The organism is Aliikangiella aequoris (assembly GCF_053709105.1).
Window position 1 is genome coordinate 895,002 of the sequence record NZ_CM132298.1, and the last position, 24,437, is coordinate 919,438.

The window sequence follows — 24,437 nt, forward strand, 5'->3', positions numbered from 1 at the left end:
TCTCAATGCTAGATATGGCTCGCTGTTTTTAAGAAAATTGACTAGAATAGGCGCAATTGTAGTAGGTTTAGAGCTTTATAACGAATGAATAGCCCCAGTTTAACAGCGAACATTGAAAATAAGTTACTGTCACTGATCGAAATTGCAGAAAAAGAGGCAACCATTAGCGGTGCTCAAATAGACAGCAAGCTTTATATGCAACTCGCTGATTTACATCACTTTCATAAAAACTACGCTAAAGAAGTTAAGATATTAGAGCGCTTTACCAAACTAGACAACAACACATCACCTGACTTAGTTGATATATACGAGCGTATCGACAGCGTCACTAAGCTAATTCAAACGCATCAAGCCCATTCTCCTAAAAGCGTTGCTCAAGCTATGCAGGGTGCGGCGAGTTTAGAATTAGTGAATGAGGAAGAAGAAACCGAACTTAAGCCAGTTAAACATAAGCCTGCAGTAGAAGGGCGGGTAAACCCTGATAAAAAGCCTTTTAGCGAGTCTACAGTGAGAGTTTTAACAATCTGTGCCGCTTATACCGGTAGAGCGGATACTGATGAACTAGTGCAAATTGCTTTAGTGCTTTTTGAGTATCAAGACAGCAGACAAGAGAAAGGTAAAATTTTAGAGACCTATTGGGGCGAAAGATCGACTTTAATTAAAGTGCCACCAAAAACGCTAAATCAATTTAGCATTAAGCAAGTTAAGTCGAAAGTTTCAAATTTTGACCCGGTAAAAATTACTGCAATGTTTGAATTAGCTGATTTTGTAGTCAGTCATAACGATGCCGATATTGAGCGCAAACATTTAGCAGTGCTTATACCGGAGCTTGCGGGCAAACCTTGGTACTCTAGCCAAAAAGATATTCCTTGGGGAGCATTGGGGCAAGAAGATAAAGGATTAAGCCAACTGGCTAAAGCGCATGATGAAAAAGCGCCCAAAAACTGTATGGAAAGAGCCCTACTCATTTGCAAGCTGTTACAAAAATATGAGCCCTATTCAAACCAAGTTTACCTAAAGCGTCTATATAATATGCAGCCAATGAAGCCTATGCAGTGGACCGGCATGTTAAAACGTCAGCATAATATTTTAAGTAAAAAAGCTCGCTCACGTACAGGCATTTACATAACGGTGATATTGCTTGTTAGTGCAATTGGTATTGCTGCGTATATGCAAAATAAGGGCTTAATTTAAGTTCGTTTAAGTGCCGCTTTTGATTAAGTGATTAAGTGATTAAGTTTTAAGCCCTGCCCATCTATTTTTAGGCAAGCACCTAAATGTTGCAAACCAATGGCTCCACTACTCAATGACAAAAGATAAGCAGAATATGTCAATCGATAAGCAGGTTGCGGCTAAAATTTACTCTATGGACTTTCCGGTAGTTCCGTTTCTTCCTACTATTGAACAAGCTTTTGAGCAACACGCTAACCTTATTCTTGAAGCTGAGCCTGGGGCTGGTAAAACTTCATTGGTACCATTGGCATTAGTTCAGCAAATAACACCATCGAAAAAATTATTACTATTGGAACCTCGCCGAATAGCGGCAAAAAATGCAGCAACCAGATTAGCTGAGCTAGTCGAACAACCGGTTGGCCAGTTGGTCGGTTATGCTATGCGCGAGGCGGCAAAAGTGAGCGCTATCACTAGAATCGAAGTTGTTACTGAAGGTGTGCTGTTAAGTCGATTGCAACAAGATCCAGAGTTAAGTGATGTTGGTGCAATAATTTTTGATGAGTTCCATGAACGCAGTTTAAATGCCGATCTTAGTTTAGCTTTTTGCTTAGATGTACAACAATCGATTAGAGCCGACTTAAAGCTAGTAGTGATGTCGGCAACAATTGATAGTGATAGCTTAATAAAAATCTTACCACAAGCAAAAAAAATTCAAGTACCTGGGCGCAGCTATCCGGTAGCAATTGACTATATAGCACCAAAAAATAAACACTTAAACTCGTTCAAAGAGAGCTGGAAGTTTAATTTAGCTGAAGCACTGGCATTGGCTTTAAAAACCGCGCAAAAAGATATTCTGGTTTTTCTGCCTGGCGTAGCAGAAATTAATTTAGCTGAAAAAATTATTCAAGAGAGCGGCGTGTTATCTAGCAACATGGTGATTAAAAAACTGCATGCTAATTTGAGTTTTGCTCAACAGGTTGATGCAACCTGTTACCTTGCCAAGCAACGTAAAATTATTTTATCGACCAATATTGCTGAGAGCAGTTTAACTATTGCAGGGGTCGACGCCGTGATTGATTCTGGTTTGGTTAAGATTAGTCGTTTTGATCCCAATTCTGGATTTAATCAATTAGTAAGCGTACCCATTTCTGCTGCGTCGGCTGCACAGCGAGCTGGACGAGCGGGTCGCTTACGAGCTGGCAGTTGTTGGCGCTTGTGGGCGAGTCATAGCAAATTAAAAGCGCATTTGGCCCCAGAGATATTACGCTGTGATTTAGCCAGTTTAGTATTAAAGGTAAAAGACTGGGGAGCGCCTAGCTGCAAATCGCTGGCTTTGTTAGAGCAGCCTAGTGAAGGCTCAATTAATCAAGCCGAGTCGCTGTTACAATTGCTGGGATTAATTGGGGTGAATAATCAGCTAACTGATTGGGGCAGGGCAGTAGTTGGTTTAAATATAGAGCCGCGTTTAGGCGCAATGCTTGTTTGTGGTCTGCACATCAATAACCTGCAACTTGCTTGTATTGTGGCTGCAACCATAGAAGAAAAACAGAGTTTACGATTTTTAGATCACTCAAGCAGCGACTTTGCTTTGCGAGTAAGTTGGGTGCTCAGTGAGCCTAAAGCGAAACAGGCCCAAATTATTTTAAAACAGGCTAAACGTTATTTTCAGCGGACGTTGCAATTAAAACGATTGGATTGTTTAACGGCGGCAGGAGAGTGCCATACATGGCAAGCTTTAGATCAACTTGAGTTGAGTTTTTTACCTCAGCTGCTGGCGGCTGCATTTCCTGACAGAGTAGCGATGCGAAGAAATCAAAGCTACAAATTGGCCAATGGAAAAGGCGCCAGCTTACCTGAGTCACAAACCCAGCCAGATTATATTATCGCTGTTCATTTGAGTGCCACCCAAAGCGCTAATAGCACCAAGGCAAGTCTAGCAACAATCTACTTGTATCAAGCGGTGGATTTAGAAACATTGAGGAGCCTGTTTGAACAGCGAGCAGTTCGACAAATAAGCGTGAACTTAGACTCCAATAAAAAGCGTGTGGTTGCCCAAGAAACGCTTATGTTAGGCCAACTCCCTTTGGCTCAGTCTAGACCCTGCCAAGTTCCGCAAGCAATGATCATTGGTGAGGTACTTAAAGTTATCGAGAGCCAAGGCGTAGCTAGCTTGGCATGGAACCAGGCGAGTTTGCTGCTTATGCAGCGAGTTAACTTGTTGCGCAAACTAGTCGACTTAGAACCTGAGTTTCCTGACTTAAGTTTTGACTGGTTACAAAAAAACTTATCGCAGTGGCTGCTGCCTTGTCTAACTATAGACACGCATTGTACAGAGTTTAATTTATCAACAATTAATGGCGAGCTTTTGCAAACCGCGCTACAAAACTTGCTCGGTTGGGACAAAGTTCAACAAGTTAAAGCCATGTTACCTGACTCTATCACTTTACCTTCGGGGTATCGCGCTAAAATTGATTATGCAAACCCTGCCGGACCAGTGCTTGCAGTCAAACTTCAACTTCTGTTTGGCGTCACCGACACACCAAAAATTGCAAACGGGCGACTCGCGTTAAGCTTGCACTTATTATCGCCTGCTGGCAGACCGCTGCAGGTTACTCAAGACTTAGCCAGTTTTTGGCAAGGAAGTTACTCAGAAGTCAAAAAAGAAATGCGAGGTCGATATCCAAAGCACCCCTGGCCAGATGATCCCATTCAAGCCAGTGCCACCCATAAAACAAAGACTCAACTTTAAATTGCGAAGCAGCAAAGCCTTCATTAGCGCCATATCACCAGCGTTTAGCTAGTTTTAAGTCTTTTAAAACGTAACTAAGCCTGCTTCGAGTTGTTCTTTTGAGCATGTTTGAGAGCTATTTCACATAAAATCCGAAGAATTTAAGTAAATTATCATATTCATCAATATCCACTTTGCGCCAATTGCTTTCGGTGGCATAATCCGCTGCTACTCGAACAAGGCCGTTTTATGGTAGTAGTTTTTTTAGGTAAATTAAGATAATTCAATTAGTTAGAGCAAATTGGTTAACTTAAAACAAAGCAAAAATAAAAGTGAAACTATGAAGCTAAATAAAACACAAATTGGGTTTGTTGGATTAATTGCGTTTTTTTATGTTTTGAGCGCGGCTGTTATCTATCTTGCCAACACGACTTCGCCAGCCGAAATTGAAAGCCTCACCAGCATTCGAGTCGCTATATTTTGTCTGTTGTTACCGATTCTATTTAAATACTTTTTACAGCTTATTGTTGCCCCCTTTTACTCTTTAGTAGAACGCTATAGAGCGCGCGCAGCTGTTCCCTATAAACCACTGGTTTCAGTGCTTATTCCAGCATGGAACGAAGAAGTCGGCATTATTAAAACCTTAAGCTCGGTGATCGATTCTTATTATGAGAATTTAGAAGTTATTGTTATTAACGATGGTTCAACCGATAACACCGATAACTTAGTCCGCCAATTTTTTGCCGACTATAAGAAAAATGAGTTTCTTAAGCCTAAAGTTAAATATCTTAAATTGCCAAACGGTGGAAAAGCAACGGCTCTTAATAGAGGCTTACGAATCGCCAAAGGCGAAATAATCGTCACCGTTGATGCCGATAGCGTAATGGATAAATATGCCGTGGCGAATTTAGTCAAACGATTTGACTCGCCTAAAGTTGGCGCAGTAGCAGGCAATGTTATTGTCGCAAACAAGCAACGCCCGCTAGCTATCATTCAGCAGTTAGAGTATCTATACGGTTTCTTTTTTAAACGCACCGATTCAACGTTTAACTCGGTATATATCATTGGTGGTGCGGCCGCAGCATATCGAAAAAGCGTGCTCGATAAAGTTGGCGGCTTCGATCACGATATCATTACTGAAGACATTGAAATGTCAACGCGCATTCTTGCCCATGGCTATAAAACACGCTATGCCGCCAATGCGGTTGTTTTTACCGAAGGCCCAAGTGATTGGCAAGGGCTTTGCAATCAGCGTTTACGATGGAAGTTTGGTCGCCTGGTCACATTTTTAAAGCATAAAAAGCTATTTTTTAGTAACGATAAAAAGCATAACCCTTATTTAACAATGATGTTATTGCCTTTAGCTGTATACGCCGAGTTAACGCTTTTGTTAGAAGGCCCCTTATTATTGATTTTTTATGGCTATACCTATTTAGCAAGTGACTATTTTCCGCTCGCGTTTGTTATTTTGTTTATGTCGGGCGTTATTTGCATGCAGGTACTAAGCGACTCAAAAGCAAAGTTTCACTATAACCTGCTCGCTTTCGCGCCGGTTGCATGGATAATTTTTTACATCATTGACTTAGTCGAATTCCAAGCGTTATGTCGCAGTATAAAGCGGCTAATTAACCGCCAAAGTTTGCAGTGGCAAAAATGGAAGCGAGTTGGAGTCATGAACTAGCGATTCGTATTTGCCCTCGTTAAGTCATTAAACTGATTGCTGGCTGAGTGCATAGGATTTGATCGCCTAGCATAGTTCAGTAGATGGTGGTGGAAAAAGCTTAAGCAGCTATTTTTATAATCCTTTTTACTCCGAATTTTGGCAAAATTCGCCCAATATCTCAGATAACCCTGTTTGATTTAAAATAATGTATAAAAAAAGTACTGAAATCCGCTTTTTAACTAGCTTTTCTAGGTCGTTTTTTAGTATGATTCCGCCCCAAATTCGTAGTGCAGGAGAAACAATTGAGCCAGAATGATTTAGAACTCCAACTTAAAGTGTGGAAAGACCTTGCGATTAGCAAACAAGTATTAATGCAAACCGCAGCCAAAACACTAGGTTTAAAAGCGGAGTGTACCACTGAAGAACTTGAAACAGCGTTAAATAAAACGCTTAGCCAAGCCAAAGATGCAGAGCAAGCGCTGCAATCCGCCAATGAAAAGTCTCAAGCTGATATTGCAGCACTTGAAGAAAAGTTAGCTGCAACTGAAAAGTCGTTAAAGCAAACTGAAGCGGCTAAACAAGATACGATAGCAGCGCTGAGTGCGATGGAGCAAAAACATACTGCGTTTAAATCTGCTAGCCAAGAAGACTTGAAGAAAGTTAAAGCTCAACTTGCTGATAAGCAAAAAGAGATCAAGCAAATCACTAAGGTACTTGCTGATACGCCAGAAAATGTGGTTAAAAAGCTTAAAGCGCTAAAGAAAGAAAAAATGGAAGAAGCTAACGACCGTAAACGTGCTGAAGAAAATTCGCGCTCATTACGCAAAGACAAGCAAAAGGTCGATCAAGAGCTAAAAGAAACTAAAGAATTATTGCAACAAGCTAGCAGTTTAGTCGAAAGTCACAGAGAGTTGCATAAATTAGCTAACGAGCAATATACCCAGCTAGCTGATAGCGTAAAAGACAAAAAGTCTTTAGCTGATATACCAGCATTAAATGAAGATTTATTGGCTGCTATTGAGTCTATCAGTTCAGAAGAAAACGATTCCAATGAAAAAGCATCTTCTGAAGAAAAAGCAGAGAAAAAGCCTAAGAAGGCCAAAAAGAAATAGGATTAAACTTCAGGTTAAACCCTAAAAAGTTTCAACAAAAAAGCCTAGGTACTTTACCTGGGCTTTCTTGTTTTAAGGCAATAGGCTTTTAGTATCAATTTGTCTAACCATTTAGTATTCAACTCAGCCGTTTGCTCTAACTCCCTAAATACATGGCTTTCACCTAACAGCTTAACGAAATATTCAACTATCATTTCAGGTGTAATTGCTTTAAGCCGTCACAATAGCGTGTATAGAATAACGTTTATTTTGCTTTCCAATTGCTAACTTTGGATGTAGTCTTTTCTATGATGTGTTAATTGAGTCGTATTAATACCAGAGAGCGGGGTGGTTTCATGTTTCAAGGAAGTTCCGATGGATGGGTGGTGAGAGAGTCTTCACGACTATGCAACCTTTCTGACAGAATTGTTGCGATTGGTAGTAGTTTAAAAGTGCTGTCACAGTTAGCCTGGCCGCTATCGATTAAAGAAGATTTTTTTGCTAACAACGCAACTCAATTACCGAGCGTCGAGTATAACCATTTTTGTGGTAGTACTCAGTTACAGGCTTTAGACGCAATTTTAAAAGATTTGGGTGATACACCTGTCGATGATTGGTTTGGCCGAGTTATTGGCATTTTAAAAAATACGGCCAGACTATTAGAAAGCCGCGGCAGTGAAGACTTTTTTCGCTATTCTTGCGAATTGTATGGCCACCCTAAACTAACTTTAAAAGATGAGCGCTCAACCTCATTGCAATTAGCTCAACAGTACTTATCCACCTTAAAACCAATTAATGATATGAACTTAGGTGAGCCGCCAGTAGCTTGTTTTCTGGCGGAAACCTTAGCGGATGAAATGCGAACCGCGACGCAAGAAATGTTTGCAGAAGAGTCGCCAGAAATTTTAATTGTTGATGAGCTATCTGCAAACGCACTTGCGAGTTCAGATAAAGTCAGAATTAGGCGCGGTGCTTGCTTTTCGGATAATGATATTAAACAGTTAATTGAGCATGAAATTCATATTCATGTAGCGACTATTTTAAATGGTAAAACTGCAGGGAATTTAAGTTTACTCGCTTTAGCTCACCCTGGTGCAACTAAAACGCAAGAAGGTTTAGCTGTGTTCGCAGAGTTAATTACCGGATCGCTTGACTTAGATAGAATGAGACGTTTGGCTGACCGAGTTGTTGCCATTCAGAATGCTATTGACGGCGCTGACTTTATGGATGTCTATCGTTATTTTCTAGAAAAAACTGATCAGCCGGATCAGTCATTTGAAAACGCTCGCCGCGTGTTTCGAGGTGGAGTGATAACTGGCGGTGCACCTTTCACTAAAGATATTGTTTATTTAGATGGATTATTACGAGTTCACAACTTTATGCGTGCCGCAGTGTCGTCCGGACGAGCCGATTCAATTCAGTTATTGTTTGCCGGGCGATTAGATATTGAAGACTTGCCGACATTATCTTATTTACGCTCGTTAGGATTGTGTAAGAAACCAAGGTTTTTACCCCATTGGGCTAGTGATTTGCGGTTTTTACTTTGTTATTTGTCTTATTCGTTATTTGCTAACTCTGTTGATATGTCGAAAGTATCGGAGCACTATAAAGCGATGCTAGTGAATGTCGGAGTGGTGAACTAAAGCGATAACACTAAAGTAAGATGATGTCTTTGCTTAAATTATCTAATGTTAAACTCAAACAAAAAACACCCAAGGCTTAGTTGCTTATTATAGTCGGCGTTTTCACTAACCGGTTTATCGACTGAGTGTTTTTATTTGATAGTTTTATTAATTTATCGTGGCAACTCGCCATGCTCATCGGTTATTTTGGGGCCCTTAAAGACTATCTTTCCATTCCAATATGAGGAATTCCATCTTCTAGGTAGCCTTTACCAACTGGTTTAAATCCGTGTTTTTGGTAAAAGGCTTGCAAGTGTGATTGAGCAGAAATATGACAAACATTTTGGCCCCAATTATTGTCGATTATGCTAAGTGCCCTTATAACAAGCTCATGCCCTAAGCCCCTAGAACGGTGGGCTTGTGATGTTGCAACCCGACCGAAAACGACCTGTGAATTTTCATTATTCGCTGGCGCAAGAATTCGCAAATAAGCAATTACTTGCTCGTTTTGAGTCGCAAATAAATGAATAGTTTGGGGGAGTAAGTCAAGATTATCAATATCTGGGTAGGCGCATTCTTGTTCTACAACAAATACATCTACGCGTAGTTTTAAGATCTGATAAAGCTCGAGTGTTGAAAGCTCGGCAAAAGTTTTGCTGTGCCACTGCATAGCGCGCCTCTACAAAGTAAACCATGACAAGCGCTAACCATAAACGAATTGTTAGCGCCTGTCATCTTTTGCTATTTGGTATCGAGTTTAGTGTATTGGCTTAGTTTGGTTGATGCCGATTTTTACTAAAATAAATCCTAAGGTTCCAGAACAAAAACTAGCAACCATGATAGAAAGCTTGTCCGCTGACTCGAAAATCTGAGAGTCGTTAAAGGCTAAGCTGTTTACAAATAAACTCATAGTAAAACCAATGCCAGTGAGTGCAGATACGCCATAAAGCATTAGCCAGTTAGAGTTTTGCGGCAGTTTAGCCCAGCCTAGTTTAATTGCGAGCCACGCAAAAAGAAATACGCCCAGTTGCTTGCCTAAAAACAAGCCGAGAAAAATACCCACAGGAACATTGCCAAGCAATTTTTCTGGAGAAATATTTAAAATATCGACACCAGCATTAACAAAAGCAAATAAAGGTAGAATTAAATAAGCAACCCAGCTATGTAACGCATGCTCAGTTTGTTTTAGCATAGAGAACTTCCTTCCCTGCTTAGATTGCGAAACCATAGGGATGGTAAAGGCTAGTGCGACCCCCGCTAAAGTTGCGTGCACCCCGGACTTTAATACGCTGACCCATAGAATCAAGCCGAAAAATAGATAAGCGGCGCGTTTAGCGACATTTAAATAGTTTAACAAAACTAAAGTTGAAAGAGCGAAACAGGCGATACCAATAGATAACAATGAAAGTTCGCTGGTATAAAAAAGGGCAATAATGATTATTGCGCCTAGGTCGTCGAGTATCGCTAATGCAGTTAAAAAAACTTTTAAACTAATGGGAACACGGTCGCCGAGTAACGATAAAATACCTAGGGCAAAGGCTATGTCAGTTGCGGTAGGAATTGCCCAACCTTTAGATGCAAATTCATCGCTATGGTTAAATGCTAAATAAAATAGTGCGGGTACCAGCATTCCGCCGACAGCCGCGATTGCTGGTAATGAAATTTGCGACCATTGAGATAAGCTGCCTTCTAATAGCTCGCGTTTTATTTCTAAGCCAATCAAGAAAAAGAAAATGGCCATTAGGCCATCGTTTATCCAAAGTAGAAGGGGTTTGTCAATTTCTAATGCCCCAACTCTGACTTCTATGGGTAAATGCAAGAAGGCTTCATAGTGATCTAACAGGTGGGTGTTTTTTAGAATCAGTGCGACAATTGTGGCGAGTATGAGCAGTAATCCGGCGGCTGATTCTTTTTTAAAAAATGACTCTAAATGTTTCATTAGTTTTAAATATGACTCCTCTATGAGTTATTGTGAAAATATTCATAGCTCCGCATAAAAGCAAGCTCTAAATTTAGTAATACAGATAACTGAATATCTTGAGCAGAACGTATTACTTTTAAGGTTATTCCAATTACTCTAAGCCATTACGTAAAAAGTCGCTAAGCAGTTCAAAATCTGCGTTTAAATGTTTGGATAAGTCCTTTTTTTTCTCACACTGCAAAATTGCCGCTGGCATGTCAATTTCTGTATTTAATACTGATTCAACCGACTGCTTAAACTTGGCAGGGTGCGCGGTGCCTAAAAATAATCCTGTTTCACCATCGCGCAGAGACTGTTGAAGGGCATAGTGGGCTACCGCGGCATGCGGCTCACTGACATATCCTTGCTTTGCCAAGCCTTGCATGCTTTGTTTGGTTTGTTGTTCATTGACGGCAATTCCAGTTAGCTCACTTAACTTAAACTGATCACTTTGAATTAAATATTCAATACGAGGCCAGTTATTCGGGTTGCTAACATCCATTGCGTTTGAGAGGGTTGCGATTGTTTGTTGTGGGCTCCACTCTTGGTTTTGTAAGTAGCGTGGCACAGTATCATTCAAATTTGTCGCAGCAATAAATCGCTTAATTGGCAGCCCCAATACTTTAGCGATAATGCCGGCACATAAATTACCAAAATTACCACTTGGTACCGACACCACCACTTGGTTACGCTGTGCTTCTGTAAGCTGTGAGAATGCCTCAAAGTAATAACAAACTTGCGCTAGCAAGCGGCTAATATTAATGGAGTTTGCAGAATTTAAGCCTAGCTCTGCAACTAAGCTAGGTTGATTAAAACACTGCTTAACCAGCGCTTGACAGTCATCGAAGCTACCATTGATTGCAAGGCAGGTAATGTTTTTGCCTAAAGTGGTAAACATTTTTTGCTGTAATTGACTGATTTTACCCTGAGGATAAAGAATCACCACTTGGATATTGGGGCTTTGATAAAATGCTCTGGCCACAGCTGCCCCTGTGTCGCCAGAAGTGGCAGTAAGAATAGTTAGCGGTTGTTTAGTTCCAAATTGTTGCAAACAATTGGCCATAAAGGTTGCGCCAAAATCTTTAAAAGCTAATGTAGGTCCATGAAATAGTTCTAGGCAATGGGTATTTGCATTAATCTGTTTTATTGGGCTGGGAAAAGTAAAAGTATTTTCAATAATGCTACTGAGCGCCTGCGTGCTAACTTCAGGGTTAACAAACGCTTTTAAAATTTGTGTATTTCTTGCAATTGTCGGTAGCGCTAATAGCGTATTAATATTATTTAGCGAGGGGATTTTATCAGGAAAAAATAAGCCTTGATTACGACCTAACCCGGTTTTTACCGCGGTAATAAAGTCGATTTTTTGCTGATTGTCTTTTAAATTATTGAATTGCACCATTAAGCACTCTTAAAGTTAGCTGTTAAAATAGTTAAATATACGCTATTGATTTAGGTTTGTTCGCGCACCTTGTACATCGGCTTGGCAAATATGCACAAAGCCTTGATCGCTTGTTAAATAATGTTGATTAAGCCAATCTGCTTGAACCTTTGCTTGTTCTAAGTTATCACAAGCGGAAAATAAAGTGGGACCTGAGCCGGAAATGCCGACAGCTAAGCTGCCTAGTTTTAACAGCGCAGACTTGGCTTGGCTAAAACCCGGAATTAAATTTTTTCGATAGGGTTCTGCAATTACATCTTTAAGCATTTTAAAAGCAAACACTTTATCTTGCTGATAGCTGGCATGAATAAAACCAGCAAGATTTTGACCGGACTCGACTAGCGTTTTCCGGGGATATTGTTGAGGTAAAATTTCCCTGGCCGCTTTGGTACTAACGCTAACATCAGGGTAGGCAATGACCCAATAAACATCATTGAATATAGGTAACTGACTACAAATTCTATGAGTGTCATTGTGCATTAGCTGAAGTCCACCTAAAAAGCTAGGTGCTACATTATCATAATGTAAGCCGCCGCTAATTTCACTCTCGAGCTGTCCCATTAACCTCAATAGTTCTACTGAGTTAAAAGGTTTGTTAAAAAATTGATTTAATCCGACTAGCGCCGCAACAACAGAACAGGCACTTGAGCCAAGACCACTACTCACAGGAATGTCTTTAATTAATTCGATATCGACAGGTTGCAATGGAATTTTTTGTTGTTTTAGTTTTTGTTGAAAAACTCTCCAGCAGCGCCATACAATGTTGTCATGATGTTCTTGTGGTAGTTTGTGCGCGTAGCTTCCGCTTACATTTAGCTGGCTCTGTGAATTTTTTGTTTGGCAAATTGTTACATAGTCACCTACTGGCGGATGGGAGATAGGCTTTAGTGCTAAGCCTAAAGTGTCAAACCCAACGCTTAAATTGCCGATAGATATTGGTGCGAATGCGGTAACTTTCATGGCGTTTCCAAAATTGATTACGACTTACTGCTAGTGAGATGTTTCCCACACTAAAGTTCTTAATATATCACTAAATAACCCAGCTGCAGTAACTTCCGCTCCGGCACCATAGCCTCTGATTACAAAAGGGCGCGGCTGATAGTATTGAGTGTTAATCGCAAGAGCGTTTTCTCCCTCGGCAACATGATACAAGGGGTGTGATTCATCAACGGCTTGTATTCCTACTCGACAAATACCATTGTTGATGCTGGCAATATAACGCAGTACTTTGCTTTCCTTTTGCGCACGACTAACGAGTTGTTGAAATTCATGGTCATATTCCGGCAGCCTAAGTAAAAACTCTTCTGCATTATCAATATTGGCTAGCTCTGGCGGTACAACTCCGCTTAACTGGATATCTTCAAGCTCTAGTTTTATGCCGGCCTCTCTAGCGATTACCAGAACTTTTCTAGCAACATCTAACCCACTCAAATCTTCTGCAGGGTTTGGCTCGGTAAAACCTAGCTCTTTAGCTTTTAGCGTTGCGGCAGATAAACTTTGACCTTGGCTAAGCACGCCAAAAATATAAGATAAAGATCCCGACAATATACCTGAAAATGCGATTAGTCTATCGCCTGCTCTAAATAAACCTTGAAGGTTATCAACAACCGGTAAACCAGCACCAACATTTGTTTCATATAAGAATCGTCGTTGCTTATTTTGGGCTATTTGGCGCAAAGCAATATAATACTCATAAGGTCCTGTATTCGCTTTCTTATTGGCGGTTACTATGTGAAAGCCATCATTAAGATAATTTGCATATTGCTGTGCAATGGCCTCGCTGCTAGTACAGTCGACAATCACTGGATTGTTTAAATGCGAGTCGCTTAAAAACTGTTTAAGCGCACTATACTCAAATGGGATTGAAGAATTTTTTAGCTGCTGTTGCCAATCGTTAAAACTAACTCCTTGGCTGGCGTATATGACCGATTGACTGTTGGCAATTGCAACTAAGTTTAATCCAATATTTTTTTCTTTGAGCCAGGCATGTTGTCGTTCTATTTGGCTAATTAGTTCAGTTCCAACGGTACCACAGCCAATAACGATTACATCAATATTGGACTGTTGAGTGAACAACTGCTGATGGCAAACTCTTACCGCATCTTCGCAACGTTGGCTTCTTATGACTGCTGAAATGCTTCTTTCTGAAGAGTCTTGGGCAATAGCAATAATGTTAACGCTCGCTTGAGAAAGCGCTTTAAAGAACTTAGCGGCAACGCCTTTTTGTTGCTGCATATTATCACCCACTAAAGTTATTATGCTGAGGTTTTGTTTCACACTGATAGGGTCGAGTAGCGCATTTTTTAACTCTAAAGAAAAAGCGTCTTGCAAACAGCTTAGTGCTGCCTTTGATTCTTTGCCTGGTACACAAAAGCTGATTGCGTATTCCGCCGAAGACTGACTAATCATAATAATCGAAATATCGGCAAGGCTTATAGCAGAAAAAATACGACTAGCCATGCCTACCATACCTTTCATTCCCGGCCCTGATACATTAATCATTGCGACATCTTCTAAGTGCGAAATGGCTTTAACACTTTTATGGCTAATCACCTTGTCGGATATTAAAGTGCCAGGACTGTCGGGTGCGTTGGTATTTTTAATATAACAAGGTATCTGGTGATAAGCTAAAGGTGCGATAGTTTTCGGGTGAAGTACTTTAGCGCCAAAGTAACTAAGCTCCATTGCTTCTTGATAAGACATTGACTTGATTATATGTGCGTCTTTTACCAGGCGAGGATCTGCATTGTAAACGCCACTAACATCCGTCCAAATTTCACAGCTGTCTGCTGCAAGGCAAGCTGCTAAAATCGCTGCTGAGTAGTCGGAACCATTTCGTCCTAAAATAGCGTAATCGCCGTTAGTATCTTTTGCATAAAAGCCGGGCATTAAACTTATATGCGCGATTTTTGGGTAGCGCTGTGTAAATTGTGATTGGCAGGTACCAATTTGCACAACTGGCTCTGTCGAGCTTTGCGATATTTGAATAAAGTCGAGCGGGTCCAACAAGTCTATGGAATAGTTTGACTGGCTTAGCAAATATTTGAGTAACATAACGCTAAACCTTTCTCCGTAGGAGATTAATTGTGCTTGGGTTGCAATGGGAATATGCCCAATAAGCTTGACTCCCTTTATCAGCTCTTCTAGCTTGTTAATTTGTTTTAAAAATTCGTCAGCGAGTGCTTGGCCCTCTGGCTGACTTAGGTGTTGTGATGATTCCGTTAGTAAGGCTTGAAGTTTATTTTTAATCGTTTGAAACTGCGGATTTGCGTCGACGCCTGCGGATAACTGAGTAATAAGCGTGTCAAACTCATTCGTGATTGTTTGTGGAGCAGACAACACTATAGCAAGCGGAGTTTGTGCGGCAGCGGCTTGAATGATGTTGACCACATCAACAAAGCATTGAGCGCTAGCAAGTGAAGAACCACCAAATTTGAGGACTCGCATATTGTTTCCTTTACAAAAAAAAGCCCGTGAGTCATTTAAGAGTCACGGGCGATTAACAGAATTAAATTTTAGCCAGTGACCTTATGACGCAAGGTGCGCATAATCGTTCCGGTGGTGTAAACGCCGTTATTGATATTGTCTTCGTTGTAGCTAAAACTGCCGTTGACGTAATTACTGTCGTTGTAGTAATTACTGTCGTTGTAGTAATTACTGTCGTTGTAGAAACATAAGTTACTATTTGTCGTTAGTAATTTAGTTTTGCTCATTTTATTTACCAATTGGTTGGTTGCTGTGCTTGCTGCTAATGGAAGTCTTGTTAAATAGAAAAATATCGCTCAGCATCAGTTTTAAGTGATTGAAATTGAGGCTGCGAGTTTTCAAAATAACCGAACCTTCTTAAACAGCAGTATAGCCATCTAAAATATATTTATTGAGGTTAGCGTCTTTAGCTCATTTTTCCAAATAGCGTTTTGTTATACCAAGTAACACAAGTGTAAAATGTTCCGTTTAGTTTAAAAACACACGCCACTAAACGGAACGAAGTAGAAAATTTAAACGATATTAAATTGGTTTAAAGGAAGGCGGCGATATCGCTTACCACTTGCGGCAAATATGGCATTACATAGCGCAGGCGCAAAGGGAGGGACTCCAGGCTCGCCTACGCCCGTTGGCAACTCATCGCTTTCAATAATATGCGTATAAATTTCTGGAAACTGATCAATGCGAGCCATGGGATAATCGTGGAAATTACTTTGCTCAATTTGTCCATTCTTTGCGCTTATCTCTCCATAGAAAGTTAAACTAGTGGAAAAAATAGCCGCACCTTCCATTTGCGAGCGCACTCTATCAGGGTTTAAAACTTTACCAACATCAACTGCATTGTGAATGGCTTCCAGTTTGACCTTGCCATTTTGCATAGAAACTTCAACTACGGTTGCCACATAGCTGCAAAAACTTCTATGCGCTGCTATTCCCATTGCGCGCCCTTTGGGGAGCTTTTTGCCCCAACCAGACTGTTTGGCAACTTCATTGATTACGCGCTTTAATCTTGCGGTATCTGCGGGATAGTCTGCTATAGGTTCGCCATAGTTAGAATACTTGTAGTCATCTTTAGCAAAGTCAATTTGCTGATCTTTCCCAATTAGCTGTAATAAAAAGTTCTTTGGATCTTGTTTTGCTTCGTGTGCCAGCTCATCAGCAAATGAACAGGCTGCAAATGCGTTATTAATATTGGTTACTGAACGCACCCAGCCTATTCTCATAAAAGTATCACTTTCACCGAGTTCCATTTGCATGTTGGGAATATCATACATAATATCGCCTTGGCCTAAGTCTGCGCTTCCGGCAATTTTGGCTTTAGGATCAAAGGTTGAGCCTATAGGGTGGTTAACCATGCTATGTCGCCAGCTGACCACGCTATTATCTTTATTAAGCCCAGCGCTCAGTTTTTGAAAACTCGGTGAATGGTAGTAACCATGTTGAATATCGTCTTCGCGAGTCCACAAGACTTTAATCGGTAGCTTGGTTTCATTGGCTAAGTAGACCGCTTCGACAACAAAATCTGGCTTAGACTTTCGGCCAAAACCACCACCTAATAGCGTAACATTCACTTTAACTTTTGCTGCGTCTTCTTTTGAAATATTCAGTAGCTGCATAATACTAAACTGAGCCGACTGTGGAGTTTGAGTGCAAGCCCAAACTTCAACACCGTTTTCGTTTACAAGCGCAGTAGCTGCCGGTGGTTCCATAGACGCATGGGCAAGCCCTGCCACGTAATATTCTGCGTTGATTTGTTTTGTTGCTTGCGCTTCTGCGTTGTCTACATTGCCACGTTTTCTAATTATATGGGGCGGATTGGTGAGTGCTTTTTCAAAAACGGCTTGGTGCTTTTGGGTTGAGTAATTTTGATTTTCGCCATGATCCCACTGGATATTAAGCTTGTCTCTGCCTTGCAATGCAGCCCAAGTATTTTCTGCAATAACCGCTATGCCGCCTAACGCTTTAAAAGCTGCGGGCGCTTTTAAGCTAGGCATTTCAATAACTTTAATTACGCCGGGGACTTTTAAGGTTTCGCTTGCGTCATAAGACTTCACTTTACCAAAAACGACTGGTGGGCGCGCAATAACTGCCACTTTTAAACCTTCTAGTTCAACATCAAAACCGAAAATTGTATTACCAGTGGCAATGGCTTTTTCGTCTAATAGCTTAATGTTCTCTTTCCCAATATAGCGTTGTTCTTTTGCGGATTTAAGCTGAAGCTGACTTCGCGCTGGTATGGGAAGTCGACTTGCTATTGAAACCAAATCGGCAAAGTCTAATGTTTGCTTGCTCAATTGGTTGATAGCTTGGTGATTATAAATTTTCACTTGCTCAACGGGAATCTTCCATACCTGTGCAGCAGCCTGTTGCAACATAGTGCGCAGTATTGCTCCAGCTTCTTTTAGCTTGTGATAATTTTTTCTCACGCTACGTGAGCCATCGGTATTTTGACTACCATATTTTTGATCACCTATCGCTTGCTCAACAGTCACTCTTTGCCAGTCAGCTTCCAGCTCATCTGCGACTAGTAACGGTAAAGTACTGCGCACGCCTTGTCCCATCTCTGAACGGTGGCTAATAATTGTCACTTGACCTGTTGGTGCGATTGAGACAAAAACATCAGGTGAAAAGTGGCTTTCTGAATCCTCTGCTGGTGTTGCTGCGAGTGAATGAGAAAACTGAATACCAAGCACCAGACTGCTGCTTGATAGACCGGCTGCTTTAATAAAATTTCGTCGGCTTAAATTTTTAATTTGCATTTACTTAACCTCTCGAGCAAGCTTTGCAGCCGAATGAATGGCAGCCCTGATTCTTGGGTAAGTGCCACAGCGACAAATATTTCCAGACATGGCATTGTTGATATCTTCATCACTGGGATTGGGGTTACTTTTAATCAGTGCTGACGCCGACATAATTTGACCTGACTGGCAATAACCACATTGCGGTACATTGAGTTGTTGCCAAGCAATTTGTACAGGGTGGTCACCATTTTCAGATAAGCCTTCAATGGTGGTAATTGATTTTCCTTCGACCGCAGAAATAGGCATCACACAGGAGCGAATGGGTTGACCATCTAAGTGAACGGTACAGGCACCGCATAACCCTTTGCCGCAACCATACTTACTTCCAGTCAGTTTAACAATATCGCGCAGCGCCCAAAGTAATGGCATGTCTGGATCAATGTCTAAGCTTTTTGACTGACCATTGATAGTTAGTTTTATCATCATTCTCTCCGTTTAAAATTAATCAACTATCCCGCTGTGATTTAGGATAGGTTTTTAAAAGTGCCGCCAAGTCTTGAGGAGTGTCGATATCAAATGCAGCATGTGCGAGGTCTAAATTAATTACGTTGTGTTTCTCTTGTTCTAGTAAATATTTAGCTCCAGTATTTTTCAAGTTGAGTAACTCTTTAAAATAACTACGCGGAAAAATACAAGGAGCGCCACTAACCCATTCTTGTCTAACCTTGTCAAAATAACGACTGGCAATAATTTTATGCGGGTTTTTATGCCAAGTTTGCGTCAGTGTTTTTAAGTCTTGCGCGGTAAGTTTCCATTGATCACAAAGGCAAATAAGCACTCCATTAAAGTGATGCTTAATACGATTAACGGCGCAAGCAATAGATGTACCCATACCGAGCTGCCAATTGGAATTAACAATGAACTCAGCAAGGCCCGCGGGTACTTCGGAGCACATTTTTTCGCTTTCATATCCCACAACACAAAAGCTATTGTGGCTAACTTGGTTGAGTAATTTGATTGAATGAGTGAGCAAGTTATTGTCGAATAATTTTATTAACTGTTTAGCTTCGCCTAATCGCGATGAATTTCCTGCGGCTATCACTACGCCAGCTAAGTTTAAACTCTGCAGAGCTGGATTAGATGAGGCTTGGCTCTCTGTTGTTTTGTCGTGCGGTGTTAGTGTTAGTATTTTCATGACTTAGCGCCGCGCGTCTTGATAGCAACTGGTTATTGTTTTTTTAGATCTAACTGCTTGAATCTCGGCAATAATCGCCAAAGCAATAGTTTCAGGCGTATCTGCGCCTATGTCTAAGCCGACTGGCCCAAACACTCTTCCTTTTAGATTAGAGAATTGAGCTGAGCAGGCTTGTAAAAGTTGATCTCTGCGCTTGCTAGGACCGAGCAATCCAATATAAGCAATATGACTATCTAAAATTTTAGCAAGGTATTGCTGATCTCGCTCAAATTGATGGCTCATAATAATCGCAGCATTAAATTGCTCAATCTTAAAGCTTGCCCACTGGCTTTTTTTTATTTGAAGTACTGTCGCCTCACCAAAATATTTAGGCTGTTGTAACCACTCTCTTCGATGATCTATCACCGTAACTTTCCAACCCATTAGCTGAGCCATTTGCGCTACCGGGTGGACATCTGGAGACGCGCCACAAATTAATACATTGAGTACTGCTGGAAGAAAAATATGAAGCTGATTGTTTTGTATTGCTGTGCGTTGTTGCACCAAGCCTTTTGGCTTTTCCAAATTAGGCTCTACAGTTAGATTAAATGGTTTTAGCGTGTTGATGGTAAGGTCAACATTTACCCCTTGGCTTAGCCACTTAAGCCCATCAAAAAAATGCCAATGCTGCTGTTTTGCGGGAAGATACTTTAATAACAAATTAACTGCGCCATCGCAGCCTAGCCCCATTCCCCAAACTAAATCGTCTTCACCCCGCATATCATAATGAATAATTTTATCTTCTTGTTGTTTAAAAAGATCCTCACAATGCGCGACAATATCGCCTTCTAAGCAGCCGCCACTAATTAATCCCCAGTATTGATTTGTTTCATCAACCAACATTAATGTGCCAGCTTTGCGATAGGTTGAACCATGGGTTTCAAGAATGATCACTAAAACGTAATTCTTATTCGGTTCAAACTGCTTAAGGCTGTCGATTAAATTGAGCATGAGTAATTAATAACTCGCTTTAATTTGGGTTGCAGGGCTAATCATTTTGATCAGCGTATGCCACGGGAGCAGTGCACAATTCACTCGACTTGGAAACTGATTAACCGCAGAGAAGCACTCGAAAGAATCTAAAGTTATCGACTCTTTCTGACAGAAGTTTTGCTGAATACTTTGGAAGTCTCTTACGACTGCAGCAACGGGCTGAGCAATAACATGTTGGCTTAAGATAGAGCAAGCAGCTTTACATATCGCACAGCAGTCACCTATAAACCCCATTTTCTCAATGATTAAATGCTGTGGATGCAATTGAATTTTTAAAGTTATTTCATCGCCACAACTCGGATTGACTCCTTCACTTTGGTGAGTTGCCTTAAATGATGCCGCATAGCCTATTGGTGCTTGGTTATGCTGCTTAATAGTCTCTTGATATAGTTTTTGAATACTCATTAAAATCTCAATTCTTGATGCTTGGCGCTAATTAACGGGTTGAGACGAGTGGATTTTTTCATCTATTTTTACAAAATAGCACATTTGTAGTTAGGAATAACTACTTTCGCATAAAACCCACTGACGAAAGACGTCACGTTAAATTCTAAAGCATTACCTGATAAGCCTAAAGCGATACGCGTTTAGTCGATAAATAACCAAGTTAAAACGAGATGCTAAATAGCGTTAAAATTTGGTATTTGTTTTTACTTAGGTTAAACGAAAGATCGAAGAAATTTTAAAAGCGAGGAGCAGGGGAGCTTTAGCGCTAACCCAAGTAATAATTTTTGGTTAGCGCTAAATTGTTTTGTTATAGACAAATCCACGCTGAGGTTGAGCGCTTACATTTAGATAGGTCAAGTGTAACCAATAGTTCTAGTTGACTATCTGGTATTGAGTCTGGGAAAGCGGGCAAGCTTCTAAGCTCAAGTACCGACTCTTTGAGCTCGGCTTTCATTGCGTCTAAAAACTCCCCTGAAATGACTTCAGCAGCTGTCACTTTAGCGTTGCTACCATTGCGAATAATCGTTACTTTCAATTGCGGTATATCTTTAGATAATTTCCTGATGCTTCGGGGCGGCTTGGGACGCGCTTTAGACTCAATGTAGTCAGTTACTTCGTCGACATAATCTTGTTTTAAAGTAGCAATCATTGAATCTAAAATATCATTGCTTTCTTGTTTTGGCTTTTCAACTTTTGCGACCTTTGGTTTAGTCGCCTTGGGCTTGGGAGTCGCTTTTTTTACTGGCGCTTTTTTAGGTTGAACCTGTTTCGTTGGAACTTGTTTAGGTGGCGCTTGTTGAGTCGTTTTTGAAACCGCTTTTGGTTTTTCGGCCACTTTCTTAGTTGGTTTGGTGTCACTCTTTTTAGGCTGAACTTGCACAGGCTTTTTTACTTCAAGCGTTTTTGGGTTTGGCTGTTTTTTAGGCGCAGGCTGGGTATTTTGCTGTGGTTCTACTTTGGCTACCTTAGTTATCTCTGCTGGCTCTGCTGCGGTTTCTTCTGCGACTGCTTGTGACGAGTTGGACTTAGCAAATCGACTAGCCACTTGAGCAATTCGCTGGCTACTAGGTTGGATTGCTTCAAACGCAGCAATCGCTTTGCTATTGGGTGCTTTGCGGATGCTTTGGCCAAAGGGTTTTGACGGTGGGCGGTTTCCAAACCAAGCAGCTGTTAACGCCTTTTGAAAGCGAGTATCGCTGACTTGTCCTAGCAAAGTACCGTTTAGAATAATTTTGGTGCCTTGGTCTGCATTATAGTCAAAGACTAAGTGGTCGCCTTTTACCAGATCAACTTTTATTAGTTGGCTAAAAATAAGGAAAGGATCGGCCAACTCTTTTAATTCAGTTCTAGGCGTATTGATTAAAATAGCCCCAACCCACATTTGGTGCATTTGGCGAGACGAATAACTTTCAACCAATAAGCGTGACTCCATTCTAATAGGCGTATATTCATCAAAAATGGTCGCGTTATCAGTTACTTGGTTTGCATACACTGCCGCATAAAAAATTGGAACTTGGTGTTTTTCGTGTATGGCTAAGCTGGCTAAGGGGAGGTCTTGGAGCTTCTCAGCGGCTAAAGTTTTATTGCCCACTAGTGCAAAAGTGATAAAAATAAAACACCAAAAGGTAAAGATCGATCTATTCATGTAAAAAACCAACTCAATGAGTCCTAAAATCTTGATTATTATAGCAGAAAAAGGATTTTTTCGCGCTTAATAGATTGTGAGGCCTAAAAATTCAATAAAGCCGCTAGTATGTAAGCGAATAACTGCGGCCACTTGATTTAGATGAAGACGCGGCATACCAGCTACCGCTTTTAAATATACTAGCCTTATACAAGGCTAGCTGGTTTGGTTATAGCGTTATTTGCAGAAGTCAGAGTAAGGATTTTGAGTGCTAAATTTTAGCTGATTTTTAAACTGGCTTAGCTTTATTCCTTCTTTGGTGATACTGATATCTTCGCCTTGCATGACTTCAGTACCAAAATGGTAAACAATTTGGAAGTCGCCCGCAGTGACGGCTTGGTCATAACTATTCGCTTTTGCTTTAACGGCAGTATTTTTCTCTAAGTAACTCTGCATGGCAGCTTTACCGTGCTTGTTTTCTAGCATTTCTAAGGTGACGTGAGGTGACAGTACTAAACCAGTCGCATTGTTCCCGCCAAAGCCTTTAGAGTTTAGTATCGCTGCTTTCATTTCGCAGCCTTGTTCGCCAACAAATTTATGCTCTAAGCAAATTTCTAAATTTGAACTGTAAATGTCATCTGCCGTTTTAGTTACGGTTTTAATTCCTGGAATGTAGCCGTATTCCCAAACGCCTAAAGTTGCAACAAGTTGATCCCCGCCTGCTGGCCCCAATGAGTGACCGACATAGGCTTTAATCGCGGCAACAGGCCAGTGGGTAATATCAAAAGTTTTCGCGACTTCGTTCAAAATGTGAGATTCAGTTACTCGATTTTGTGGAGTACCGGTGCCATGTGCCTGAGCAAAAGTCTGTTTAACGCCTTCTTCCCCTAAGATGTTTTTCGCCAATGCCATGGCTTTAGCAACAGTAATGTAGTTACCAACACCAGGCGATGAAATAGACTTTTTATTAGCGTCTGCATTGACAAATACGTCGGGAACACTGCCATAGATAGTGGCGCCTAAAGTAACAGCAAGCTCATCATCCATTAATACAAAAAACTGAGATGCTTCAGCAATGGTAAACCCAGCATTTTCTGCAAATGGGCGGCAAGCACGGCGGTTATCCACAGTCTCACTGTTATCTAAAGCAGCTAATTGTGAGTCTTCTGCGAGCGCCCCCATTGCTTTAAATCCTTCAATAACTTCGGGCTCAATTGGCGCTTCGGCACCGCCTACTATGGCAACTCGCGCTCTTCCTGCTTGAATATCGCCCACTGCTTGGCGCAAATTATAAAGAAAGGTTGCGCAAGCACCTAAGTTAGCTCCAGTAGTTCCAACGCTGTTAATCATATAACTGTTAACAAAATCAGCTGGCATTTGAGAGAGCATGAGCGGCATTTGTTTGGAAGTTACTCGTCCGCCTTTTAGCATAGCCTGACTTAGCCCTTTGCCACCAAACTCATCAAGCTGGCCTATAGCTGAAGCAGCATATACCGCGACTTCGTCTGGATTGATTTGCTCTAAAATAGTATCCCAATCAATACCCACTGAATGGAGTGCATCAGACGCACCAAACACTGCCAGTTGGAGTCCTTTAGGTTGATTGCGCGATGAATAAAGCTTGGCTGGGTCAAATCCGGTAGGAAGTTGGGCTGCACTAGTAACCGCTGGTGTATAGCTATCTGTGGTCATGACTTGCATATCACCGGTTACTTTAACACTCACTTTGCCGCCGCCAAGCTCCTCAACTTGCCAGTTTTCTGGAATTTGACTAGGAAGTTGGCGCTTGCTGGTTTGAAATTTAATTTCTCCCCCATTGCTACTCATAGTCGTTTTACGGTGAGTGCTAACTTTGTTTAAATCAAAAGTTTGTGGTTCTATTTTGCGAATAAGCGTATGTTCCAACATATGCTCTTTGTCATCGCTATTTTCTAGCCCCATAAGCTTAGCTAAACCTTGGTACATAGGAGTCAGTTGTTCTTCCGACAAAACCTCGTGAACCATACGTCTATAACTATGAAAAAATGAACTTCTTCCTGCGGCGTTTATACCACCAAAACCTACGATAACTGGCAATTTTTGCATTACTAATAACCTAAATAGAACAAATAAAATTTAATGTGGGTAGTTTATTTGACTTGAGTATAAATGTTGTAGGACAATCACGCCAATCGCTTGCATATTTCAGCCATTGTTGTAGCTGAGCATTTATTCACCATTTGCAGCCTTATTTGAAC

At 41.0% G+C, this 24,437-nt stretch carries 18 protein-coding genes; 6 read left to right on the forward strand and 12 right to left on the reverse strand.

Translation table 11 applies throughout. From position 1 onward, the window contains the following. The first annotated feature begins 84 nt into the window (after positions 1-84). The 5 genes from ACUR5C_RS04020 to ACUR5C_RS04040 all read left to right on the forward strand — a co-directional run bounded on the left by ACUR5C_RS04020 (position 85) and on the right by ACUR5C_RS04040 (position 8,298). Positions 85-1,194 carry a hypothetical protein gene (locus ACUR5C_RS04020; protein ID WP_454467071.1) on the forward strand — a complete coding sequence of 370 codons (1,110 nt, stop codon included), beginning with the start codon at positions 85-87 and terminating at the stop codon, positions 1,192-1,194. Positions 1,195-1,306: 112 nt separating this feature from the next. Beyond that, a complete protein-coding gene (gene hrpB, locus ACUR5C_RS04025) occupies positions 1,307-3,922 on the forward strand; it encodes an ATP-dependent helicase HrpB (protein WP_454467072.1) in 2,616 nt (871 codons plus the stop codon). Between the two features lie 319 nt (positions 3,923-4,241). Continuing rightward, positions 4,242-5,582: a glycosyltransferase family 2 protein gene (locus tag ACUR5C_RS04030; RefSeq protein WP_454467073.1), complete on the forward strand. Its 1,341-nt coding sequence runs from the start codon at positions 4,242-4,244 to the stop codon at positions 5,580-5,582. Between the two features lie 284 nt (positions 5,583-5,866). Beyond that, complete coding sequence (locus ACUR5C_RS04035) at positions 5,867-6,676, forward strand: hypothetical protein (RefSeq protein ID WP_454467074.1); 810 nt, start codon at positions 5,867-5,869, stop codon at positions 6,674-6,676. A gap of 335 nt (positions 6,677-7,011) precedes the next feature. Continuing rightward, positions 7,012-8,298 (forward strand): peptidase MATCAP family protein, encoded by a 1,287-nt coding sequence (locus tag ACUR5C_RS04040; protein ID WP_454467075.1) that lies wholly within the window; start codon positions 7,012-7,014, stop codon positions 8,296-8,298. Positions 8,299-8,500: 202 nt separating this feature from the next. Here the strand turns inward: ACUR5C_RS04040 and ACUR5C_RS04045 are convergent, their stop codons facing one another. The 5 genes from ACUR5C_RS04045 to thrA all read right to left on the reverse strand — a co-directional run bounded on the left by ACUR5C_RS04045 (position 8,501) and on the right by thrA (position 15,122). Further along, on the reverse strand, positions 8,501-8,947 hold the full coding sequence (locus ACUR5C_RS04045; RefSeq protein ID WP_454467076.1) for a GNAT family N-acetyltransferase: 447 nt from the start codon (positions 8,945-8,947) through the stop codon (positions 8,501-8,503). An 87-nt stretch (positions 8,948-9,034) separates the two neighbouring features. Further along, complete coding sequence (nhaA, locus tag ACUR5C_RS04050) at positions 9,035-10,216, reverse strand: Na+/H+ antiporter NhaA (RefSeq protein WP_454467077.1); 1,182 nt, start codon at positions 10,214-10,216, stop codon at positions 9,035-9,037. A 133-nt stretch (positions 10,217-10,349) separates the two neighbouring features. Next, positions 10,350-11,636: a threonine synthase gene (gene thrC / locus ACUR5C_RS04055; protein ID WP_454467078.1), complete on the reverse strand. Its 1,287-nt coding sequence runs from the start codon at positions 11,634-11,636 to the stop codon at positions 10,350-10,352. A gap of 42 nt (positions 11,637-11,678) precedes the next feature. Next, positions 11,679-12,635 carry a homoserine kinase gene (gene thrB / locus ACUR5C_RS04060; protein ID WP_454467079.1) on the reverse strand — a complete coding sequence of 319 codons (957 nt, stop codon included), beginning with the start codon at positions 12,633-12,635 and terminating at the stop codon, positions 11,679-11,681. Between the two features lie 30 nt (positions 12,636-12,665). Continuing rightward, positions 12,666-15,122, reverse strand: a complete 2,457-nt coding sequence (gene thrA / locus ACUR5C_RS04065) for a bifunctional aspartate kinase/homoserine dehydrogenase I (protein ID WP_454467080.1) — start codon at positions 15,120-15,122, stop codon at positions 12,666-12,668. Between the two features lie 83 nt (positions 15,123-15,205). Here thrA and ACUR5C_RS04070 point away from each other — a divergent pair, with 83 nt between their 5' ends. Beyond that, complete coding sequence (locus ACUR5C_RS04070) at positions 15,206-15,352, forward strand: hypothetical protein (RefSeq protein ID WP_454467081.1); 147 nt, start codon at positions 15,206-15,208, stop codon at positions 15,350-15,352. A 321-nt stretch (positions 15,353-15,673) separates the two neighbouring features. On the opposite strand, the gene ACUR5C_RS04075 is transcribed toward ACUR5C_RS04070, so the two are convergent. The 7 genes from ACUR5C_RS04075 to ACUR5C_RS04105 form a co-directional block, all read right to left on the reverse strand. After that, on the reverse strand, positions 15,674-17,920 hold the full coding sequence (locus ACUR5C_RS04075) for a xanthine dehydrogenase family protein molybdopterin-binding subunit (protein WP_454467082.1): 2,247 nt from the start codon (positions 17,918-17,920) through the stop codon (positions 15,674-15,676). Next, a complete protein-coding gene (locus ACUR5C_RS04080) occupies positions 17,921-18,388 on the reverse strand; it encodes a (2Fe-2S)-binding protein (RefSeq protein ID WP_454467083.1) in 468 nt (155 codons plus the stop codon). Between the two features lie 19 nt (positions 18,389-18,407). Continuing rightward, complete coding sequence (locus ACUR5C_RS04085; protein WP_454467084.1) at positions 18,408-19,097, reverse strand: nucleotidyltransferase family protein; 690 nt, start codon at positions 19,095-19,097, stop codon at positions 18,408-18,410. Between the two features lie 3 nt (positions 19,098-19,100). Next, positions 19,101-20,087, reverse strand: a complete 987-nt coding sequence (locus ACUR5C_RS04090) for an XdhC family protein (RefSeq protein WP_454467085.1) — start codon at positions 20,085-20,087, stop codon at positions 19,101-19,103. 6 nt (positions 20,088-20,093) lie between these two features. Beyond that, entirely contained in the window at positions 20,094-20,534 is a 441-nt protein-coding gene (gene sufU / locus ACUR5C_RS04095) for a Fe-S cluster assembly sulfur transfer protein SufU (protein ID WP_454467086.1), read from the reverse strand. Between the two features lie 349 nt (positions 20,535-20,883). Next, on the reverse strand, positions 20,884-22,221 hold the full coding sequence (locus ACUR5C_RS04100; RefSeq protein ID WP_454467087.1) for a chalcone isomerase family protein: 1,338 nt from the start codon (positions 22,219-22,221) through the stop codon (positions 20,884-20,886). 216 nt (positions 22,222-22,437) lie between these two features. After that, positions 22,438-24,285 (reverse strand): beta-ketoacyl synthase, encoded by a 1,848-nt coding sequence (locus ACUR5C_RS04105; RefSeq protein ID WP_454467088.1) that lies wholly within the window; start codon positions 24,283-24,285, stop codon positions 22,438-22,440. Positions 24,286-24,437: the final 152 nt, after the last annotated feature.

Excerpts from the sequence above, each read along its gene's own strand:
- ACUR5C_RS04090 (WP_454467085.1), bottom strand. The coding sequence starts at position 20,087 with ATGCTCAATTTAATCGACAGCCTTAAGCAGTTTGAACCGAATAAGAAT.
- ACUR5C_RS04030 (WP_454467073.1), top strand. The coding sequence starts at position 4,242 with ATGAAGCTAAATAAAACACAAATTGGGTTTGTTGGATTAATTGCGTTT.
- ACUR5C_RS04070 (WP_454467081.1), top strand. The coding sequence starts at position 15,206 with ATGACGCAAGGTGCGCATAATCGTTCCGGTGGTGTAAACGCCGTTATT.
- ACUR5C_RS04080 (WP_454467083.1), bottom strand. The coding sequence starts at position 18,388 with ATGATGATAAAACTAACTATCAATGGTCAGTCAAAAAGCTTAGACATT.
- ACUR5C_RS04045 (WP_454467076.1), bottom strand. The coding sequence starts at position 8,947 with ATGCAGTGGCACAGCAAAACTTTTGCCGAGCTTTCAACACTCGAGCTT.
- ACUR5C_RS04040 (WP_454467075.1), top strand. The coding sequence starts at position 7,012 with ATGTTTCAAGGAAGTTCCGATGGATGGGTGGTGAGAGAGTCTTCACGA.
- ACUR5C_RS04105 (WP_454467088.1), bottom strand. The coding sequence starts at position 24,285 with ATGCAAAAATTGCCAGTTATCGTAGGTTTTGGTGGTATAAACGCCGCA.
- nhaA (WP_454467077.1), bottom strand. The coding sequence starts at position 10,216 with ATGAAACATTTAGAGTCATTTTTTAAAAAAGAATCAGCCGCCGGATTA.
- sufU (WP_454467086.1), bottom strand. The coding sequence starts at position 20,534 with ATGAGTATTCAAAAACTATATCAAGAGACTATTAAGCAGCATAACCAA.
- ACUR5C_RS04020 (WP_454467071.1), top strand. The coding sequence starts at position 85 with ATGAATAGCCCCAGTTTAACAGCGAACATTGAAAATAAGTTACTGTCA.
- ACUR5C_RS04075 (WP_454467082.1), bottom strand. The coding sequence starts at position 17,920 with ATGCAAATTAAAAATTTAAGCCGACGAAATTTTATTAAAGCAGCCGGT.
- thrB (WP_454467079.1), bottom strand. The coding sequence starts at position 12,635 with ATGAAAGTTACCGCATTCGCACCAATATCTATCGGCAATTTAAGCGTT.
- hrpB (WP_454467072.1), top strand. The coding sequence starts at position 1,307 with ATGACAAAAGATAAGCAGAATATGTCAATCGATAAGCAGGTTGCGGCT.
- ACUR5C_RS04100 (WP_454467087.1), bottom strand. The coding sequence starts at position 22,221 with ATGAATAGATCGATCTTTACCTTTTGGTGTTTTATTTTTATCACTTTT.
- ACUR5C_RS04085 (WP_454467084.1), bottom strand. The coding sequence starts at position 19,097 with ATGAAAATACTAACACTAACACCGCACGACAAAACAACAGAGAGCCAA.
- thrA (WP_454467080.1), bottom strand. The coding sequence starts at position 15,122 with ATGCGAGTCCTCAAATTTGGTGGTTCTTCACTTGCTAGCGCTCAATGC.
- thrC (WP_454467078.1), bottom strand. The coding sequence starts at position 11,636 with ATGGTGCAATTCAATAATTTAAAAGACAATCAGCAAAAAATCGACTTT.